The sequence below is a fragment of the Bacillus sp. FSL K6-1560 genome (assembly GCF_038592935.1).
In the GTDB taxonomy this organism is placed as follows: domain Bacteria; phylum Bacillota; class Bacilli; order Bacillales; family Bacillaceae; genus Bacillus; species Bacillus subtilis.
Window position 1 is genome coordinate 505,615 of the sequence record NZ_CP151946.1, and the last position, 20,179, is coordinate 525,793.

At 40.8% G+C, this 20,179-nt stretch carries 25 protein-coding genes; 23 read left to right on the forward strand and 2 right to left on the reverse strand.

Annotated features, from left to right (window positions below):
- Positions 1–8: 8 nt before the first annotated feature.
- On the forward strand, positions 9–1,202 hold the full coding sequence (locus tag NYE22_RS02725) for a glycosyltransferase family 1 protein (RefSeq protein ID WP_080332566.1): 1,194 nt from the start codon (positions 9–11) through the stop codon (positions 1,200–1,202).
- 144 nt (positions 1,203–1,346) lie between these two features.
- Positions 1,347–2,423 carry an MraY family glycosyltransferase gene (locus tag NYE22_RS02730; RefSeq protein ID WP_032726968.1) on the forward strand — a complete coding sequence of 359 codons (1,077 nt, stop codon included), beginning with the start codon at positions 1,347–1,349 and terminating at the stop codon, positions 2,421–2,423.
- Between the two features lie 70 nt (positions 2,424–2,493).
- On the opposite strand, the gene tagV is transcribed toward NYE22_RS02730, so the two are convergent.
- Both tagV and NYE22_RS02740 read right to left on the reverse strand, forming a co-directional pair.
- Positions 2,494–3,669: a polyisoprenyl-teichoic acid--peptidoglycan teichoic acid transferase TagV gene (gene tagV / locus NYE22_RS02735; protein ID WP_161986328.1), complete on the reverse strand. Its 1,176-nt coding sequence runs from the start codon at positions 3,667–3,669 to the stop codon at positions 2,494–2,496.
- Complete coding sequence (locus NYE22_RS02740) at positions 3,669–4,322, reverse strand: YigZ family protein (RefSeq protein WP_003227979.1); 654 nt, start codon at positions 4,320–4,322, stop codon at positions 3,669–3,671. Before NYE22_RS02740 ends, tagV begins: the two co-directional genes overlap by 1 nt.
- A 216-nt stretch (positions 4,323–4,538) precedes the next feature.
- On the opposite strand from NYE22_RS02740, the gene degS reads away from it, so the two are divergent.
- From degS to hpf, 21 genes are all read left to right on the forward strand, one after another.
- Complete coding sequence (gene degS, locus NYE22_RS02745) at positions 4,539–5,696, forward strand: two-component sensor histidine kinase DegS (RefSeq protein WP_003227983.1); 1,158 nt, start codon at positions 4,539–4,541, stop codon at positions 5,694–5,696.
- An 82-nt stretch (positions 5,697–5,778) separates the two neighbouring features.
- Positions 5,779–6,468, forward strand: coding sequence for a two-component system response regulator DegU (degU, locus tag NYE22_RS02750; RefSeq protein ID WP_003219701.1), 690 nt, complete (start codon positions 5,779–5,781; stop codon positions 6,466–6,468).
- A 97-nt stretch (positions 6,469–6,565) separates the two neighbouring features.
- Positions 6,566–7,411 carry a DegV family protein gene (locus NYE22_RS02755; RefSeq protein ID WP_003227986.1) on the forward strand — a complete coding sequence of 282 codons (846 nt, stop codon included), beginning with the start codon at positions 6,566–6,568 and terminating at the stop codon, positions 7,409–7,411.
- Positions 7,412–7,516: 105 nt separating this feature from the next.
- Positions 7,517–8,908 (forward strand): ATP-dependent helicase ComFA, encoded by a 1,392-nt coding sequence (gene comFA, locus NYE22_RS02760; protein ID WP_014481052.1) that lies wholly within the window; start codon positions 7,517–7,519, stop codon positions 8,906–8,908.
- A 59-nt stretch (positions 8,909–8,967) separates the two neighbouring features.
- Complete coding sequence (gene comFB / locus NYE22_RS02765; protein WP_116315796.1) at positions 8,968–9,264, forward strand: late competence protein ComFB; 297 nt, start codon at positions 8,968–8,970, stop codon at positions 9,262–9,264.
- On the forward strand, positions 9,228–9,950 hold the full coding sequence (gene comFC / locus NYE22_RS02770) for a comF operon protein ComFC (protein ID WP_305090688.1): 723 nt from the start codon (positions 9,228–9,230) through the stop codon (positions 9,948–9,950). Before comFB ends, comFC begins: the two co-directional genes overlap by 37 nt.
- 73 nt (positions 9,951–10,023) lie before the next feature.
- Positions 10,024–10,443 (forward strand): TIGR03826 family flagellar region protein, encoded by a 420-nt coding sequence (locus tag NYE22_RS02775; protein WP_003227995.1) that lies wholly within the window; start codon positions 10,024–10,026, stop codon positions 10,441–10,443.
- Positions 10,444–10,523: 80 nt separating this feature from the next.
- Positions 10,524–10,790: a flagellar biosynthesis anti-sigma factor FlgM gene (flgM, locus tag NYE22_RS02780; RefSeq protein WP_014481049.1), complete on the forward strand. Its 267-nt coding sequence runs from the start codon at positions 10,524–10,526 to the stop codon at positions 10,788–10,790.
- 15 nt (positions 10,791–10,805) lie between these two features.
- On the forward strand, positions 10,806–11,288 hold the full coding sequence (gene flgN, locus NYE22_RS02785; protein WP_014481048.1) for a flagellar protein FlgN: 483 nt from the start codon (positions 10,806–10,808) through the stop codon (positions 11,286–11,288).
- 18 nt (positions 11,289–11,306) lie between these two features.
- Positions 11,307–12,830 carry a flagellar hook-associated protein FlgK gene (gene flgK / locus NYE22_RS02790; RefSeq protein WP_046160905.1) on the forward strand — a complete coding sequence of 508 codons (1,524 nt, stop codon included), beginning with the start codon at positions 11,307–11,309 and terminating at the stop codon, positions 12,828–12,830.
- A gap of 10 nt (positions 12,831–12,840) precedes the next feature.
- Entirely contained in the window at positions 12,841–13,737 is an 897-nt protein-coding gene (gene flgL / locus NYE22_RS02795; protein WP_101501515.1) for a flagellar hook-associated protein FlgL, read from the forward strand.
- Positions 13,738–13,783: 46 nt separating this feature from the next.
- The gene (locus tag NYE22_RS02800) at positions 13,784–14,359 is read left to right on the forward strand and encodes a DUF6470 family protein (RefSeq protein ID WP_283933815.1); all 576 of its coding nucleotides are present in this window, start codon (positions 13,784–13,786) and stop codon (positions 14,357–14,359) included.
- A gap of 20 nt (positions 14,360–14,379) precedes the next feature.
- The gene (gene fliW, locus NYE22_RS02805) at positions 14,380–14,811 is read left to right on the forward strand and encodes a flagellar assembly protein FliW (RefSeq protein WP_003228007.1); all 432 of its coding nucleotides are present in this window, start codon (positions 14,380–14,382) and stop codon (positions 14,809–14,811) included.
- Positions 14,805–15,029, forward strand: a complete 225-nt coding sequence (gene csrA, locus NYE22_RS02810) for a carbon storage regulator CsrA (RefSeq protein WP_003219727.1) — start codon at positions 14,805–14,807, stop codon at positions 15,027–15,029. Before fliW ends, csrA begins: the two co-directional genes overlap by 7 nt.
- 144 nt (positions 15,030–15,173) lie before the next feature.
- Positions 15,174–16,091, forward strand: a complete 918-nt coding sequence (gene hag, locus NYE22_RS02815; protein ID WP_085185617.1) for a flagellin Hag — start codon at positions 15,174–15,176, stop codon at positions 16,089–16,091.
- Between the two features lie 232 nt (positions 16,092–16,323).
- On the forward strand, positions 16,324–16,653 hold the full coding sequence (gene flaG / locus NYE22_RS02820) for a flagellar protein FlaG (protein WP_021480710.1): 330 nt from the start codon (positions 16,324–16,326) through the stop codon (positions 16,651–16,653).
- 17 nt (positions 16,654–16,670) lie between these two features.
- Positions 16,671–18,167, forward strand: coding sequence for a flagellar hook-associated protein 2 (locus NYE22_RS02825; RefSeq protein WP_163117116.1), 1,497 nt, complete (start codon positions 16,671–16,673; stop codon positions 18,165–18,167).
- A 21-nt stretch (positions 18,168–18,188) separates the two neighbouring features.
- On the forward strand, positions 18,189–18,590 hold the full coding sequence (gene fliS / locus NYE22_RS02830; protein ID WP_003243747.1) for a flagellar export chaperone FliS: 402 nt from the start codon (positions 18,189–18,191) through the stop codon (positions 18,588–18,590).
- Positions 18,587–18,928 (forward strand): flagella biosynthesis regulatory protein FliT, encoded by a 342-nt coding sequence (fliT, locus tag NYE22_RS02835; protein ID WP_003242603.1) that lies wholly within the window; start codon positions 18,587–18,589, stop codon positions 18,926–18,928. Before fliS ends, fliT begins: the two co-directional genes overlap by 4 nt.
- A 9-nt stretch (positions 18,929–18,937) precedes the next feature.
- Positions 18,938–19,315: a hypothetical protein gene (locus tag NYE22_RS02840; protein ID WP_003244377.1), complete on the forward strand. Its 378-nt coding sequence runs from the start codon at positions 18,938–18,940 to the stop codon at positions 19,313–19,315.
- 190 nt (positions 19,316–19,505) lie between these two features.
- Complete coding sequence (hpf, locus tag NYE22_RS02845) at positions 19,506–20,075, forward strand: ribosome hibernation promotion factor (RefSeq protein ID WP_003228031.1); 570 nt, start codon at positions 19,506–19,508, stop codon at positions 20,073–20,075.
- Positions 20,076–20,179 lie beyond the last annotated feature (104 nt).

A 20,179-nucleotide genomic window follows, 5' to 3' on the forward strand; every position in this document is an offset into this window, starting at 1 on the left:
TGATGAAGGTGGAAACAAAAGAAGCAATCATTCATGTCATCGTTGCCACTGCTGAATGGGGAAAAGACCAATTGAGATACAGAAGGCACCGGCTGGCAGAATTTTTAGCTGCTCAGGAGGAAACGAAGGAAGTTATTTGGGTATGTCCGGCTCCGCGTGCCCAAGGGAAAGAGTTTCAGGAAGTCCATTCTGGCATCAGGCAATTCGCTGTCAAAGACCTGCTGCAGAAAAAAATGTTTCGTTTCGGACGATATACAGATGTCTTTTACAGACATAAGCTCTCCCCATTACTCGATGAGCTTACATCTGCTTCTGCAAACGGTGAACGCTGCTGTTTATGGTACACGTTTCCGGGATTCCCGCTGCTGTCTTCGCTGTATCCTTGGGATCAGGTCATTTATGACTGCAGTGACTTATGGGCGGCGCCGATCAGCGGCCGATCAAATCTGCTGTCTGAATTCCGGCGAAAAGTCATTAAATCGGCAGAGCTGAGAATTATACAACGAGCAGATTCAATAACCTGTTCATCAGATTATCTTCACAAGGAAGTAGACAAAAAACTGACTGCAGGACGAGAAAAGGTTCATACTGTGGAAAACGGTGTGGAGTATGAGCTGTTTTCTGCAAACAAACAAGCTCCCGATCGCAGTATACTGCAGGGGAGAGAAGGAACAGTGTTAGGTTTTATCGGCGGAATTAAACCGAAGCTCGATTTTAAAATGATTGAAGAAGCCGCCCTGCAAAAGCCTGATTGGACATTTTTATGGGTTGGCCCGGATGCCACCAATGGTGACGTTTCGTTTCAAGAGCTGCTGAGGCTTCCAAATGTCATATGGACCGGCCCGGCAGATCCGAAAGAAGTTCCGCATTTTATGGAGCTTATCGACATTGGCATCATGCCTTATAAAAAATCATCGTATAATCAAGCTGTGTTTCCGCTGAAACTATTTGAATTTTTAGCGGCAGGAAAACCTGTCGTCGGCTCTAATCTTCCGTCAACCTCAAAAATGCAAAAGCCGTATGTATACGAATATGTAGAAGGTGATCATCCAATTGATTTTATAGCAGCTTGTGAAAAAGTTCTCGAACAAAACGGAGACGAAACCTATAAAGAAATGCGCCGAAACATCGCTCGCACACAAGATTGGAATTGCTTATTTACACAAATTATGAAATATACAGGGATTCAAAAACATGCGTAGTCCTATAAATTGGGATGCGCGTTTTTTGATTATACGTGTTTCTTTTTGATGAAGCTTGTTATAATAACTAAGGAGAAGGTATAATGGAAGGAACGGTTCTCTATATAAATAAAGACTTCATTTAATTCCAAAGGAGACTTCTTTATGCTTGACGAACGCATGATTCGCATTGTTGTTGCGTTTATTGTCTCGCTGCTGACAGTTTTAATCATGACCCCAATCGTAAAAAGGATTGCGATTAAAATAGGTGCAGTTGACCAGCCCAGCAATCGAAAAGTACATGACAAAATCATGCCCCGCATGGGCGGGCTGGCCATATTTATCGGGGTGGTTGCAGGCGTGCTTGCATCCGGTATTTACACAGAAACAAGGATGACGGCAATTACAGTCGGAGCATTCATCATTATTGTGTTAGGTATTCTTGACGATAAATATCAATTAAGTGCAAAAGTTAAGTTTTTGATTCAATTAGGTGTAGCCATTATGATTGTAAGCACTGGCTTAAAAATGGACTTTTTCTCAGTACCTTTTTTAACAGAACGATTTGAGTTAGGATGGATGGCTTATCCGCTGACGGTATTATGGATTGTCGGCATCACGAACGCAATTAACCTGATTGATGGATTGGATGGCCTTGCTGCCGGTCTTTCTGTTATCGGCCTGTCAACGATCGCTGTCATGGCGCTATCCGGTGGAAAAGTGCTCATTCTGTCACTCTCATTAGTCGTTATTGCCAGCACGCTGGGGTTTTTGTTTTACAACTTCCACCCGGCAAAAATCTTTATGGGAGATACGGGATCACTTTTTTTAGGGTATAGTATTTCGATTCTTTCATTATTAGGCCTGTATAAAAGTGTCACATTGTTCAGTATCGTTATCCCGATTATTATATTAGGCGTACCGATTTTTGATACAACATTTGCTATCATCAGAAGAATATTAAACAAACAGCCGATTTCAGCGCCGGATAAGTCGCATATTCACCATAGACTGATGGCCTTTGGCCTTTCACATCGGATGTCGGTCTTAGTTATTTATTTAATTGGATTTATTTTCAGTATCAGTGCGATTGTACTTAAAAGTGCCACAATTTGGCTTTCTTTGTTTATTATCTTCATTTTAATTATTTTTATGCAAATCATAGCAGAAGTGACAGGACTCGTGAATGAAAAATTTAAGCCGTTTACAAAGTTTTATAAACGGCTGGTGAAAAGGAATTAAAAATTCCGGCTTATGCCGGAGTTTTTTTCTGCGCAAAAATGCCCGATCCTCTAAAAGGACCGGGCATTTTTTAATAGGATGAATCAGTTGTTGAATTCGTTGTACTGTTGTTTGAGCTTGTGCTGCTGTCATTCGAATAGCTGTTTCCGCTCGTCGTCCCGTCAGTTGTTGTGCCAGTGCTGCCAGAACTGCTTGAGCTGTCAGTCCCGTCTGTGGCACTTCCGGTACCGGAAGTGCCAGTGCTTGTATCAGGAGAATAATCTAAATGCTCTTGAAGCGTTTTTCTGACTTTCTCGAGATTTGTAGCATCAGGTTCAAAGTAATATGTGTTGTTAGGCCCTAAATACAAATCAGAACCTGTAATGCTCAATGTGTCGATTTTTTTGCTGGTAAAGCCGCTGTAAATCTGCTGAAGCGCTAAACCTTCAGTAATGCGAATATTGGTTTCAACGTTTTCGCTGGCTTTTTCTGCGATTTTATCAATTTTAGCAATGTTGCTTGCACTTGACATTCGGTCAATCAGCGCGTTTAAGATTTGTTTTTGTCTGTCATTACGGCCAAAGTCTCCGCGTTTATCCTGTTTTCTCATCCGGGCATATGCTAAGGCTTCTTCGCCGTTCAAATGCATCTCGCCTTTTTTGAAGTAAATCCGTTTGCTTTCGTCTACATCACTTTTTTCATCGAAATCGAAAGGCACGTCTACATCAATACCGCCGACTTCATTAATCACATCTTTAAATCCGTCAAAATCAACTGTGACATATTTATCAATCGGGATTTGCAAGAAGTTTTCAACAGTTTCAACTGTCTCATCTTTACCGCCTTTGCTGTAAGCGGCATTGATCTTCGTCTTGCTTCCCGTTGTGTCACCAGCTAATTGCACACGTGTGTCACGCGGAATGCTCAGCATTTTCATGGTTTTATTTTTGGGATCCAGGGTAACAACAATAAGAGAGTCTGATCTCCCTTTTTGTCCTTTAGTCGCGTAATCCTCTATTCCCATAAATAAAATAGAAAACGGTTTTTTCTTCATGTCTACAACTTCGTTGCGAAGATTTGATTTATTCCCGCGGGATAGGGCATCGTACGATTCATCCGCAGCGTTAATTGTTTTATAAAGTTTATACCCGCCAAGCCCTACAACTACCAATAGTGCAAGGGCGAACAATAACATAATTCTTTTTAAAATTTTCCTGCGTTTGCTCTTTTTCTTTTTTCGCACACGCACTCTAACGCGTTCAGCCATTATTCAGTCTCCTTTATGTGATTGACGGCTTTTTCAAGATACGTCAACTCTCCCTCTTTAATATCACTCTTTCCATTTGTCAGTTCTGTCATCCATTCAGAAAAAGCGTTTGTTTCTTTTTCTTCGACGTATGTTTCGAATTCAACATTTTCTGAATAATGGATTTCCTTTAACAGAAATTGTGACTCCCTTAATTCATTTTCAATCTTGCCAAGCCATGTGTAATCTGCAGAAGTATGCATGATTCGCATAAGCTTCCGTTCTACAACACCTATATGATTTAATCCTTCAGACACTGATTTCCCATAAGCGCGAATTAATCCGCCAGCACCAAGCTTAATGCCTCCGAAGTAGCGTGTAACGACGGCGCAAGTATCCTTCAGCCTGCGTTTTTTTAAAACCTCGAGCATCGGCACTCCCGCTGTACCGCTTGGTTCCCCGTCATCATTGGCTTTTTGGATATGATCATTCTCGCCAATAACATAAGCCGAGCAATTATGAGTCGCATTCCAGTGCTGTTTCTTTATTTTCTGTATAAATTCCTGTGCCTCTTGTTCGGTAGAAACACGGCTTAAATGACAGATAAAACGCGATTTTTCTATAACAATCTCGTGTTCTCCTGCTTCTTTCACAGTAAAATAGCTGTGCAGCATGCTAGCTGACCCTCCTGCTAAGCATAAAAGACTGCCTATACAAATTCGTACAGTCTTTAGAATTTTTGTGCGTATTTTGGTATCATAAAGAGTAGATAGTATATAAAAATGTTTTTTTCTAGAATATACGCATTCTTTCATTATAATTCGACATAATTTGCAGATCAATTACATTTATAATAAAAATATATGACAACGCCGTGACGGAGGGAAATTATGAATAAAACAAAGATGGATTCCAAAGTGCTGGATTCTATTTTGATGAAGATGCTGAAAACCGTTGACGGGAGCAAGGACGAAGTTTTTCAAATCGGGGAGCAGTCACGCCAGCAGTATGAACAGCTGGTCGAAGAACTGAAACAAATTAAACAGCAGGTGTATGAAGTGATCGAGCTTGGCGATAAACTTGAAGTGCAAACCCGCCATGCGAGAAACCGTTTATCCGAGGTCAGCCGTAATTTTCATAGATTCAGTGAAGAGGAAATCCGCAATGCTTATGAAAAAGCCCATAAGCTGCAGGTAGAATTGACGATGATCCAGCAGCGTGAGAAGCAATTGCGCGAACGGCGGGACGATTTGGAGCGCAGATTGCTAGGGCTTCAGGAAATCATTGAGCGGTCAGAATCATTAGTAAGCCAAATTACAGTTGTGCTCAACTACTTGAATCAGGATTTGCGCGAAGTTGGACTGCTTCTTGCTGATGCTCAGGCAAAACAGGATTTCGGCTTAAGAATTATTGAAGCGCAGGAAGAAGAGCGAAAAAGAGTCTCAAGAGAAATCCATGACGGACCCGCTCAAATGCTGGCGAATGTTATGATGAGATCGGAATTAATCGAGCGGATTTTCCGTGACCGGGGCGCAGAGGACGGATTCCAAGAAATTAAAAATCTACGCCAAAATGTTCGGAATGCCCTTTACGAAGTGAGAAGGATTATATATGATTTAAGACCGATGGCCCTTGATGACCTAGGCCTGATTCCAACTTTAAGAAAATATTTATATACAACCGAGGAATATAACGGGAAGGTCAAAATACATTTTCAGTGCATTGGAGAAACAGAGGATCAGAGGCTAGCGCCTCAGTTTGAGGTTGCGCTCTTCAGGCTCGCACAGGAAGCTGTGTCTAATGCGCTAAAGCATTCTGAATCTGAAGAAATTACAGTCAAAGTTGAGATCACAAAGGATTTTGTGATTTTAATGATAAAAGATAACGGTAAAGGGTTCGACCTGAAGGAAGCGAAAGAGAAGAAAAACAAATCATTCGGCTTGCTGGGCATGAAAGAAAGAGTAGATTTATTGGAAGGAACGATGACAATAGATTCGAAAATAGGTCTTGGGACATTTATTATGATTAAGGTTCCGTTATCTCTTTGACTATGATTTGTAAAATAGAGCCAAAAGGCATATTGACCGAATGCTAGAGTATATAGAACAATAATACAAGGAGGCGTGGCTTGTGACTAAAGTAAACATTGTTATTATCGACGACCATCAGTTATTTCGTGAAGGTGTTAAACGGATATTGGATTTTGAACCTACCTTTGAAGTGGTAGCCGAAGGTGATGACGGAGACGAAGCGGCTCGTATTGTTGAGCACTATCATCCTGATGTTGTGATCATGGATATCAATATGCCAAACGTAAATGGTGTGGAAGCTACAAAACAGCTTGTAGAGCTGTATCCTGAATCTAAAGTAATTATTCTATCAATTCACGATGACGAAAATTATGTAACACATGCCCTGAAAACAGGTGCAAGAGGTTATCTGCTGAAAGAGATGGATGCTGATACATTAATTGAAGCGGTTAAAGTAGTGGCTGAGGGCGGATCTTACCTTCATCCGAAGGTTACTCACAACCTCGTTAACGAATTCCGCCGCCTTGCAACAAGCGGAGTTTCTGCACACCCTCAACATGAGGTTTACCCTGAAATCCGCAGACCATTACATATTTTAACTAGGCGGGAATGTGAAGTTCTGCAGATGCTTGCAGACGGAAAAAGCAACCGCGGAATTGGTGAATCATTGTTTATCAGTGAGAAAACCGTTAAAAACCATGTCAGCAATATTTTACAAAAAATGAATGTAAACGACCGGACGCAAGCCGTTGTGGTCGCCATTAAAAATGGCTGGGTAGAAATGAGATAGTATAATAGGAGACTTGCCTTTTTCTAGGCAGGTCTTTTTTTAGGCTGCCGTTTCCCTTACAATATAGTTATAAAGCAATAAGGCAGGTATCGAAGCTATGAATATTGCAGTCGTAACAGACAGCACGGCATATATTCCGAAAGAAATGCGTGAACAACATCAGATACATATGATCCCTCTCCAGGTTGTTTTTGGGGAGGAGACTTACCGTGAAGAAATTGAGTTGGACTGGAAAAGCTTTTACGAAGAAGTGAAAAAACATAATGAGCTCCCGACGACTTCTCAGCCGCCAATCGGCGAGTTGGTTGCGCTATATGAAGAGCTTGGCAAGTCTTATGATGCGGTTATCAGTATCCATCTTTCCAGCGGGATCAGCGGAACATTCAGCAGTGCAGCAGCGGCTGATTCGATGGTCGACAATATTGATGTGTATCCATTTGACTCAGAGATCAGTTGCTTGGCTCAAGGCTTTTATGCCCTTAAAGCTGCTGAATTAATCAAAAACGGAGCATCATCGCCGGAAGATATTATAAAAGAACTGGAAGAAATGAAAAAAACAGTTCGTGCTTATTTTATGGTAGATGACTTAGCTCATCTTCAGCGCGGCGGGCGATTAAGCAGCGCCCAAGCCTTCATTGGTAGTCTTCTAAAGGTAAAGCCTATCCTTCATTTTGACAATAAGGTAATTGTGCCTTTTGAGAAGATTCGCACACGTAAAAAAGCAATTTCGCGAATTTATGAGCTTTTAGACGAAGATGCGAGTAAAGGGTTGCCTATGCGAGCTGCTGTTATCCACGCTAATCGAGAGGAAGAAGCAGCGAAAATCATTGAAGAGCTTTCTGCAAAATATCCTCATGTTGAATTTTATAACAGCTATTTTGGCGCGGTAATCGGCACTCATTTGGGTGAAGGTGCGTTAGGAATTTGCTGGTGTTTTAAATAAGGCTAAATCTCCGTTTTTAGAGCGGAGATTTTTTTATATTCTTATTTTAATAGTTGGACAGAAAATATTCATTCAGGCATACTGTCTCGAAAGGAGGCGTGCTATGTGAATGTGCCAGTTGAAAAAAACAGTTCCTTTTCTAGAGAATTGCAGCAGACGCTTCGAAGCCGTCATTTGCTCAGGACTGAGCTCTCATTTTCCGATGAGATGATTGAATGGCATATCAAGAATGGATATATCACTGCTGAAAATTCTATATCCATAAATAAACGGGGATATAGATGTAATAGGTGCGGCCAAACTGATCAGCGGTATTATTCTTTTTATCACTCATCTGGAAAGAATAAGCTGTATTGCCGTTCCTGTGTCATGATGGGCAGAGTGAGTGAGGAGGTTCCTTTATATTCATGGGAAGAGGAAAATGAACCAAACTGGCAGTCAATTAAACTGACATGGGACGGCAAGCTTTCAAGCGGACAGCAAAAAGCCGCCAATGTTTTAATTGAAGCAATATCAAAAAAAGAAGAGCTCCTCATCTGGGCGGTTTGCGGCGCTGGCAAAACAGAAATGCTGTTTCCTGGTATAGAATCAGCGTTAAATCAAGGACTGCGTGTATGTATTGCAACACCTCGCACCGATGTTGTATTAGAGCTTGCTCCAAGGCTCAAGGCTGCCTTTCAGGGTGCTGACATTTCAGCGCTTTACGGAGGAAGCGATGACAAAGGGCGGCTATCTCCGCTTATGATTTCCACTACGCATCAGCTTTTGCGATATAAAGATGCAATCGATGTTATGATCATTGATGAAGTTGACGCTTTCCCATATTCTGCTGATCAAACCCTTCAATTCGCTGTTCAAAAAGCAAGAAAGAAAAACAGCACCCTCGTTTATTTAAGTGCAACACCTCCTAAAGAATTAAAAAGAAAAGCACTGAACGGACAGTTACATTCAGTTCGCATCCCCGCAAGACACCACCGGAAACCTTTACCCGAACCGCGCTTTGTATGGTGTGGAAACTGGAAGAAGAAATTAAACCGAAATAAAATTCCGCCAGCGGTGAAAAGATGGATAGAGTTTCATGTAAAAGAAGGGAGGCCTGTTTTTTTATTCGTTCCTTCCGTTTCTATTCTGGAAAAGGCTGCTGCGTGCTTTAGAGGTGTTCATTGCCGAACCGCATCTGTGCACGCGGAAGACAAGCATAGAAAGGAGAAAGTGCAGCAATTCAGAGATGGTCAGCTCGATCTATTAATCACAACAACAATACTGGAAAGAGGCGTCACAGTCCCCAAGGTGCAAACGGGTGTACTAGGAGCGGAATCACCTATCTTTACGGAAAGCGCACTTGTTCAAATTGCAGGAAGAACCGGCCGGCATAAAGAATATGCGGACGGCGATGTCATTTTCTTTCACTTCGGCAAAACAAAGAGTATGCTCGATGCAAGAAAGCATATAAAAGAAATGAATGAATTGGCAGCAAAAGTTGAATGTACAGACTAGCCATTATTTGAAAACGTGGTACAGTATACTCATATAACCGATGATGAGGAGCTGTAAAAATGCTTGTCAATTCAAAAGAAATCGTAATGAAAGAACTGCTCGACCGATATATGGACCAGCTTCATATGGCCTGTACTTGCCAAGTATGCCAGAACGATGTATTGGCACTTTCTTTAAACAAAGTGAGTCCATCCTACGTTACTGATCTTAAAAAGATCGCATATACGAAAGCTGAGCTGGTAGATAAACAAAAAAACACAGCAATGCTTGTCATTTTGGCTGAATCTGCTGCAGTAGTTTCAGAGAGTCCAAGCGATTTATGTCACACGAAGCAGGAGGAGGTATTCATAAACTGATCTGTTTATTATGTGATTCGCAATTTTCTCAAGATGTTACATGGAGAGCCCTTTTTTTACTAAAGCCTGATGAAAAGGTTTGTTATTCTTGCAGAAGCAAATTAAAGAAAATCACAGGACATATCTGCCCCCTGTGCGGCAGACCTCAATCTGTTCATGCCGTATGCAGGGATTGCGAGGTGTGGAGAACAAGGATCAGAGACAGTTTGCTATTGCGTCAGAACCGTTCAGTTTACACATATAATGATATGATGAAAGAAACGCTCTCCCGTTTTAAATTTAGAGGAGATGCAGAAATCATAAATGCATTTAAAAGTGATTTTTCTTCAACCTTTTCTAAGGTTTACCCCGATAAGCATTTTGTTCTTGTACCTATTCCGCTGAGCAAGGAACGGGAAGAAGAGCGCGGATTTAACCAGGCACAGCTCTTGGCAGAATGTTTAGACCGGCCTTCCCACCATCCCCTCATTCGCCTGAATAATGAGAAACAGTCAAAGAAAAAGAAAACAGAACGCCTGCTGTCAGAGCGCATTTTTGATACAAAAAATAATTCAGCAGAAGGTATGGATATCATTTTAATAGACGATCTTTATACAACAGGCGCCACCTTGCACTTCGCAGCCCGCTGTTTATTAGAAAAAGGAAAAGCCGCTTCAGTGTCATCTTTTACCTTGATCAGAAGCTAAATGATTCTGTTTTTATGCCGATATAATCACTAGAAATTGACACAGGCATATTATCTAATAAGGAGAAAAAAAGATGGGAGAACTGGCTAATTGTCCGAAATGCAATGCTTTATTTTTAAAAACAAAGCTGCAAACCGTATGTCAGGCGTGTATTAAGGAAGAAGAAAAATCATTTGAGACTGTCTATAAATTTTTAAGAAAACAGGAAAACCGGCAATCAACTTTGAGCCGGATAACTGAGGAAACAGGTGTGGAAGAAGAGCTGATATTGAAATTCATCAGGCAGAAGCGAATTCAGATCACTCATCTTCCTAATTTGGCATACCCTTGTGAAAGGTGCGGGACATCGATTAGAGAAGGCAAGTTCTGCAAGGCTTGCCAGTCCGATATTAAGGATCAAATGGATCATTTGAACCACGAGGATGCTCTGAAAATCGAGAAAGAAAATAGTAAAAAAGACACATACTATGCCTATAATACCAAAAACAGCTGATTCCCTAAACTAACTGAAAACGCAGTCGATAAAAGGGTTAAGATTGTTTAAAGACTGCAACGGAAAGCGAGAGGAATCCTATGAAAATCAATCAATTTGGAACACAATCCGTTAATCCATATCAAAAAAATTATGATAAGCAAGCGGTGCAAAAAACTGCTGCACAGCCTCAAGATAAAATTGAAATTTCATCACAGGCTAAAGAAATGCAACATGCATCCGACGCAGTCACTGGTTCACGACAGGAAAAAATTGCGCAGCTTAAAGCGCAAATTGAAAACGGGTCATACAAAGTAGACGCAAATCATATCGCGAAAAATATAATTAATTTTTATAAAAAGCAATAAAAAAGGAGAAAGCCCATGTCAGCGAAGGCAATTATTGAACAATTGAAGCGACTTTGCGTTCTGCATGAGCACCTGCTCACGCTGTCTGAAGAAAAGACGGAAGCGCTCAAAGCCGGCAAAACAAAAGAGCTTTCTAACATTTTGACAAAAGAGCAAAAATATATTCAAGCAATCACGCAGACAGAAGATGACCGGATCAAAACAACTTCGGCCTTTCTCGGATATAGCGAAAATAATACTATTTCCGCATGTATCGCCAAAACCTCAGGCAGTGAAAAGGAAGAGCTGGAACAATTATACGAATCTCTTTCTCAAGTTCTCGGACGTCTGAAAAAAGTAAATGAGATGAATAGGCAGCTGACAAGAGACGCGCTGCAATTCATCTCTATTTCGTACGATATGCTGGTTCCTAAGGAAAATAACTTCAATTACAGCAAATCAATTAAAGCTGAGCTGCCGAAAAGCAGCCAAATGAAACTGTTTGATTCAAAAGCTTAGCAGAAAGGAATTCAGAAAATGACATCTACCTTTATGGGGCTTGAAACTGCAAGGCGGGCGTTAAGCGCTCAGCAGGCAGCGTTAAGCACTACTGCAAATAACGTGGCAAATGCCAATACTGATGGTTATACAAGACAGCGGGTCTCATTGGAGGCAACTGACTATTTCCCTGCTGTATCTAAAAATGCAGAAAAAACAGCGGGACAAATGGGTACGGGCGTTCAAGGAAAATCAGTTGAGAGAATAAGAGATATCTTTCTTGACTACCAATACCGTCTTCAAAACAACAGTGCCGGATACTATGACACGAAGGCAAAAGCGCTGTCCCAAATGGAAGGCGTTTTAAATGAAACGGATGACAGCGGCTTGAACAGTGTGCTCAATTCGTTTTGGAATTCCCTGCAGGAATTATCGAATAATACAAATGAAGAAAGTGCACGTTCTGTTGTTGCTCGAAAAGGACAAGCTGTAGCTGAAACGTTTAATTATATTTCTGAATCACTTACAAATGTCCAATCGAATTTAAAAGCAGAGCTAAATACAACTGTGTTGGATGTCAATTCTCTGCTTTCTCAATTAAACAGTTTAAATAAGCAAATTGCACAAGTAGAGCCGGTCGGGCTTCTTCCGAATGGTTTATATGACCAGCGAGATTTGCTGATCGATAAATTATCCTCAATGGTTGATATCAAAGTCAACTACAACAAATCAGGTGGGAATGCACTTGCATCTGCTGAAGGAACTGTATCAATTGAAATCCTTGATAAAAATAAACAGTCGCTAGGAACTGTTTTGGACGGTAAAAATTACGAGGTTTCAGAACTTGCAGCCAACTATGATAATGAAACTGGGTTAGTATCAAGTATTTCAATCGGGGATACAGCTGTGCAGGCGGAGTCCTTTAGCAGCAAGGGATCCCTTTTAGGATTTATAGAGTCTTATGGGTATATAACAGCAGATGGCCAAGAAAAGGGCGTATACCCGGAAATGCTTTCTGATCTTGACAATATGGCGCTTGAATTCGCGAAAGCTTTCAATGAAGTGCACAGAAATGGTGTGACCAAGAGCGGTGAACAAGGCGGAGACTTTTTTGATTTTACTGGCGGTGAAACTGAACCTGCCAAGGGCGCGGCGGGCAAGATCAAAGTGGCTGACAGCATAATAGATTCAAAAGGCGCAAACATTGCTTTCTCACTGACTGGCGCAGCCAACGATAACGCAAATGCTACAAAATTAGCAAATGTTTTAACCGGTAAAATAACCATTAACGGTAAAGAAACTAGTGTTTTAGATTATTATGCGGGTCTGATTGGCGAGCTAGGGATCGAAGCTCAAGAGGCTAATCGACTGGCGTCTAATACAGAAACACAGCTTAATGATGCTGACATAAACCGTCAGCAAATGAGCGCAGTTTCTTTAGACGAAGAAATGACGAATATGATTCAATTCCAACACGCATACAATGCAGCTGCAAGAATGGTGACTTTACAAGACGAATTACTTGATAAAGTGATCAACGGTATGGGTGTTGGAGGAAGGTAGGTAGAGTCACATGAGAGTAACACAAGGCATGATACAGCAAAACTCACTGAGATATATCGGTTCGAGCTACTCGAAGCTGGATAAACTCCAGTCGCAGATTTCTTCAGGGAAAAAAATCTCAAAAGCTTCCGACGATCCTGTAGTAGCAATGAAAAGCTTAAAGTATAATACGCAACTGTCTCAAGTGCAGCAGTACAAAAGCAATGCCTCTCAAGCCTTTACCTGGCTCGAAAACACAGAAACAAACATTACAGAAGGAATTGACATCTTGTCAAAGGTCAGAGAATTAGCGGTTGAAGCTCAAAATGATACAAACGGCGAGGCGGAGCGGCAAGCGATTGGCGTAGAAGTAAAGCAGTTAAAGGAACAGCTTTTAAATATTGCGAATACACAAGTGAACGGCAGATATATCTTTAATGGCACAAATTCAGATAAGCCTCCGGTTACAGATAACGGAGACGGAACTTATACAATTTCTGATACAGCTGATGTCGTAGTCAATATATCAAATAATATGTCATTGAAAGTGAATTCAGATCCAAAGTCAGCTTTTGGAGGCACTTCTGAAAGCGGGCAGAATGTATTTGAAATGCTTGATTCTTTTGAGAAAGCACTAAATTCTGGTTCGCTAGATGGCATGGACAGTGTTTTAGATGATATTGATCATTTTTCTGACGGCATGAGTGCTGAACGATCTGATCTTGGAGCGAGATATAATCGTCTTGAACTGGTTAATACAAGACTGTCAGCGCAAGAAGAAACAGCTACCAAAGTGTTATCAGACAATGAAGATGTAGAACTGGAAGAAGTAATAACTGAATTTATTGCGCAGCAAAGTGTGCACAGGGCTACTCTGGCCGTTAATGCGCAAATTGTTCAGCCTACATTGATTGACTTTTTAAAGTAAGCGGCTCTCAGGAGTTCGCTTTTTTTATAGTTCAGGAGGTAGAGTGATGCAGATTCCCAGATTGATTATGCATAGTGTTCAAGGAAAAATTGGTTTAACAACGACGCCTGCCAGCTTAAAAATGGAGCAGCCTCAAGCTGATCTAGAGATCGAACAGCCGAGTGCGGAAATGGAAATATCGGTGACACCTGGAAAACTCACGATTGACCAGACACAAGCATGGGAAGAATTAGACAGAAAGCATGTTTTCAAGAGAATTGAAGAAGCCGCACAACAAGGGCATGAGGATGTAATGGAGGGAATAGCGCGCACTGCAGAAGAAGGCGACGAGCTTATGAGGATTGAAAATAAGGGGAACCCAATCGCTTCACAAGCAAGGAAGAACTCTGAAATGCACCAAATTCAATTAGGCGAAAATTATGCTCCTTCTCTATCTAGGGTGAAAATACAATATACTCCGTCACAGCTTGATGTTCAGATTACGCCGCGAAAGCCTGTTATTCAGGCTGAGCCGCATAAGCCAATTGTTGAATATACGCCAGGAAATGTTAAGGTTGACATGCTCCAATACCCTGATTTAAATATAGATGTAGAATACCCGAAAGAATCACCCGAAAAGTAAAAAGAAAAGGATCGTGAACAATGATCATTCATACGAAGTACCATGGCCAAATGAACATAAAAGAAGAACAAATCATTCTTTTTGAAAGCGGGATTCCAGGCTTTTTAGAAGAAAAACAATTTGTCATACTTCCGCTTTCAGAAGACTCTCCATTCGTGGCACTGCAGTCCGTCACTTCAGAAAATCTTGCGTTTATCGTCGTAAGTCCGTTTATCTTTTTTAAGAATTATGAATTTGATCTTGATGAATCAACTGCTGAACTTTTGGATATCGATAATATTCAAGACGTAGAAGTCATGACAATATTGACTATGGCAGAGCCATTTGAAAAGTCTACTGCGAATTTATTGGCTCCCATTATTGTGAATCGCAAGAACATGATGGCTAAGCAAGTCGTTTTACACGACTCCTCATATACGACAAAGCATCCGATTGGAGGAGAATCATGCTAGTTTTATCGCGGAAAATAAACGAAGCGATTCAAATAGGTGCTGATATTGAAGTAAAAGTGATTGCGGTTGAAGGGGATCAAGTGAAGCTTGGAATTGACGCCCCAAAGCATATTGATATTCACAGGAAAGAAATTTACTTGACCATTCAGGAAGAAAATAACCGTGCAGCAGCGTTATCCAGCGATGTGATCTCCGCATTATCCTCACAAAAAAAGTGAGGATTTTTTTATTTTTGTATTAACAAAATCAGAGACAATCCGATATTAATGATGTAGCCGGGAGGAGGCGCAAAAGACTCCGCCAGTTACAAAATAAGGGCACAAGGACGTGCCTTAACAACAAATTCAAGGAGGAACAAAACAATGAGAATTAACCACAATATCGCAGCGCTTAACACACTGAACCGTTTGTCTTCAAACAACGGTGCGAGCCAAAAGAACATGGAGAAACTGTCTTCAGGTCTTCGTATCAACCGTGCGGGAGATGACGCAGCGGGTCTTGCGATCTCTGAAAAAATGAGAGGGCAAATCAGAGGTCTTGAAATGGCTTCTAAAAACTCTCAAGACGGAATCTCTCTTATCCAAACAGCTGAGGGTGCATTGACTGAAACTCACTCTATTCTTCAACGTGTTCGTGAACTAGTTGTTCAAGCAGGAAACACAGGTACTCAAGATGGTACTGACCTTCAAGCGATCCAAGACGAGATCACTTCACTTGTTGAAGAAATCGGTGGCGGAACAAACGCTAACGGTATCTCTGACCGTACTGAGTTTAACGGTAAAAAACTTCTTAATGGCGATTTCTCGCAAGCTAGCGGTAAATCATTAACATTCCAAATCGGAGCTAACAGCAGTCAACAGCTTTCTGTTAATATCGAAAGTATGGCTGCGAAAGATATCGGTGCAGTAGACACTGCTACAGGTACTCTTATTACTGGACAAGCAGTATCTGACATCGATGTAACAAAATTCAAAGACAATGCAGCTGACACTGCTACTGTAGGATTCAATGCTCAACTTAAAACAGTTGATGACGCAATCAACACAGTTTCTAAACAACGTTCAAAATTAGGTGCGGTACAAAACCGTCTTGAGCATACAATCAACAACTTAAGCGCTTCTGGTGAAAACCTAACTGCTGCTGAGTCTCGTATCCGTGACGTTGACATGGCTAAAGAAATGAGTGAGTTCACAAAGAACAACATTCTTTCTCAGGCTTCTCAAGCGATGCTGGCTCAAGCAAACCAACAACCGCAAAACGTACTTCAATTATTACGTTAATTTTAAAAAAGACCTTGGCAACGCCAAGGTCTTTTATTTAATATTTCTAGCTCCGAATACTTCCCCCTTGCTGTCACTAACTCGTGATATAATAACCGGATTCTCCACTAACTTTTTATAAGTATTTCCAAACAAGAAATCTAAAACAGAAGATTTTTTTTCCAAAAATATGTGTAATCTTATCTCGATTTAGTCGATATAAACGATAGATTGGGGCATAGGGGATGATCAATTGAACATTGAAAGGCTCACTACGTTACAACCTGTTTGGGATCGTTATGATACTCAAATACATAATCAGAAAGATAATGATAACGAGGTTCCTGTTCATCAAGTTTCATATACCAATCTTGCTGAAATGGTGGGGGAAATGAACAAGCTTTTGGAACCTTCGCAAGTTCACCTGAAGTTTGAGCTTCATGAGAAGTTAAATGAATACTATGTAAAAGTAATAGAGGACTCTACAAATGAAGTGATCCGCGAAATTCCACCAAAACGGTGGCTTGATTTTTATGCGGCTATGACTGAATTTCTCGGGTTATTTGTAGATGAAAAAAAGTAGAATAGGAGTGGTTTGAGATGGTCACAAGAATAACAGGTCTGGCATCAGGAATGGATATAGATGATATTGTATCAAAGCTGATGCAGACAGAAAGAGCGCCGCTTGATAAGCTGAAGCAAAAAAAGCAGACTCTTGAATGGCAGCGTGACAGCTATCGTGAAGTCAATACAAAAATAAAAGAATTGCAAGATTATATGTCTAAAAATACGTTGACATATCCTAGCACGTATCAGAGCAAAACTGTGACAAGCTCTAATGAGTCTGTGTTAACTGCTACAGGAAGCGCAAGTGCACCAAACTCTTCTTCTACTGTTGAAGTGGCGAGCTTGGCAACCGCAGCAACGTATAAGGCAAACAATTATACGGGTTATACACAAGGCGATTATAATTTGGCATTTAACGTTGTTGCGCCTGGTGAGACAACGGCAAAAACAGTGAACATTAGTGTGACGAGCGCCGATACGATTGATAATGTGATTTCTAAACTTAACAGCTCAGATCTAGGAGTATCAGCTTTTAAAGATAAAATTTGGAATGGTACAGAGTACGTAGAAACCATTGCGTTTTCTTCTAAAGCAACAGGTGCAGGGGGCAGTATACAGGCAGCAGACTCTGCTACAGCTGACTTTATGTCCGGTCAGCTTGGTTTTTCTTTGGATGCTGATAATAAGCTCACTGCTTACAAAGAAGGCACAAATGCCAAAGTCACAATTAACGGCTTTGAAATGGAGAAGCTGACAAACAATTTCACGGTAAATGGTGTTACTTACTCGATTAAAAATACAACTGCAGCCACAGGCCCTGTTACCACATCTGTTTCTACTGATGTTGACGGGATTTATAACCAAATCAAAGAGTTTGTAGATAAATACAATGAAATGGTTGACAGCCTGAATGAAAAGCTGAAAGAAGAAAAATACCGAGACTATACTCCGTTGACAAGTGAACAAAAAGAAGCCATGTCCGATAAAGAGGTAGAGCTCTGGGAGGAGAAGGCGAAAAGCGGATTGCTTAGAAATGATTCCAGCATCAGCACTGGCACGAACCAAATGCGGACTGACTTTTATACTCAAGTTAATGCGGATGGGAAAACCTATCAATTGACAGAATTCGGCATAACAACCTCAAGTGCTTACCAAATGCGGGGACATTTAGAGATTAATGAAGACAAACTGAAAGCCAAAATACAAGAAGATCCGCAAAGCGTTGCCGCTTTATTTACAAGTGGATCGAACAGCAGCGCCTATAGTGATAAAGGGGTTATGAAACGCATCGGTGACACCCTGAAAAGTACGGTGAAGAGCATTGAAGCAAAAGCCGGCAACTCGACAATGGGAACCAATGATTATTCAATCGGTAAAAATTTAAACACGATCAGCACAGATATTACCAAAATGCAGGACCGGTTGACCACAATAGAAAACCGCTATTATACAAAATTCAGTGCAATGGATTCTGCGATTCAAAAAATGAACGAACAAGCGTCCTATTTATCACAGCTTCTTGTACAATAAATGTAATTTGGAGGATGACACATGGCGATCCAAAATCCTTATACAGCCTATCAGCAAAATTCAGTGAATACGGCTACACCCGGTGAGCTGACGCTTATGCTGTATAATGGCTGTTTGAAATTTATAAGACTTGCCGCTCAGGCCATTGAGAATGATGATATGGAACGTAAAAATGAAAATCTGATTAAAGCGCAAAATATTATTCAGGAATTAAATTTTACACTTAACCGTAACATAGAGCTTTCCGCTTCTATGGGTGCGATGTACGATTATATGTATCGCAGATTGGTACAGGCAAATATCAAAAATGATACGGGCATGCTGGCTGAGGTTGAAGGTTATGTAACAGATTTTCGCGATGCTTGGAAACAAGCCATTCAAAGTGAACGGAAGGACCGGCACGGATCAGGCGGGATCGCATGAATAATATAGATCAACTATACACTGAGACGAAGAGTATGCTGTCACACATACAAAATACGCCGGAAAGCGATGAACTTTTAAAGCAAATTGAAGACTTTGTGGCTACACGGTCTGAACTGATTCAGGAGATATCTCTGCCGCTTTCAGAAGAAGAGCGAAAGCAGATGAAACTTATTTTGACATGGGATCAGCTGATTGTGAAGGAAATGGAAAGACTGAAGCAGTCAATCGCAACAGAACTTCAGCAGATGAAAAGAAAACGTGTGATGCATACGACGTATTTAAACCCTTATAACAACATTACGATTGACGGCACATATTATGACAAGCGTAAATAGGTGAGTGCCTTGAAGAGCATTGAAGATTATACGCTTTTATCAGCTTATTATCATCTTCTTTTTACCATTGAAGAAGGATTGTGTTATTTGATAGAGGCTGAAGAGAATTTATCAAAAACAGAAGGGGATCGGATCTACCAAGATCTGATCCAAGCCTTTTTTTATTTGGATTCAACACATTCAACACTTCTCTTCATTATGGATTCGCGGTGTGCTGAAATTTGTGTGAAAGCATTTGACCAAATTTTTGCGGAGTTTGATCAATTGGTCTCTTTCTCTTTTCCCTCTCATGAGTTCTGTGAGTATTTAAAGGAACATTTTCTGATTCATTATAGAAAATGGATGCTGTCTATTCATCAATGTATGGAACCCTTTTTAATCAATTAGGCGTGTGTGAGGTATTTGTTTCGTTCAATCAGCATATACATATACCTCCGAACCGCCAATAACAGAGCAAATACAAACAAAATTCGACAAAGTTCACTGAATTTTCACAAAAGATTTATGTTTCAGCAGGAATTGTAAAGGGTAAAAGAGAAATAGATACATATCCTTAATAAAAGGGAGGCGTTCTTTGATGAACTATAACATCAGAGGAGAAAATATTGAAGTGACACCCGCGTTAAAGGATCATGTCGAGAGGAAGATCGGCAAGCTGGAGCGCTATTTTGACCATAGCGTGGATGCTGATGTGAACGTCAACTTGAAGTTTTACAATGACAAGGAGTCTAAGGTTGAGGTTACGATTCCGATGACAGATCTGGCGCTTCGGTCCGAGGTGCATAACGAGGATATGTACAACGCAATTGATCTCGCAACAAACAAACTGGAACGTCAAATCCGTAAGCATAAAACGAAAGTAAACCGTAAATTCCGTGAGCAGGGCTCTCCAAAATATTTATTGGCAAACGGTCTTGGCTCTGATACAGATATTGCGGTTCAGGATGACATAGAAGAGGAGGAGAGCTTGGATATCGTCCGTCAGAAACGCTTTAATTTAAAGCCGATGGATAGTGAAGAAGCGATCCTGCAAATGAATATGCTCGGCCATAATTTCTTTGTTTTCACAAATGCGGAAACAAACCTTACAAATGTCGTGTACCGCAGAAATGACGGGAAATATGGCTTAATTGAACCGACTGAATAATGAAGAGAAGCCTTCCGTGATGTCCGCGGAAGGTTTTTGTTTTTCTTATTTGCAAATTCTTTGGAAATAACAAAAGGTATGATATGATAATGAGAGGTATACAT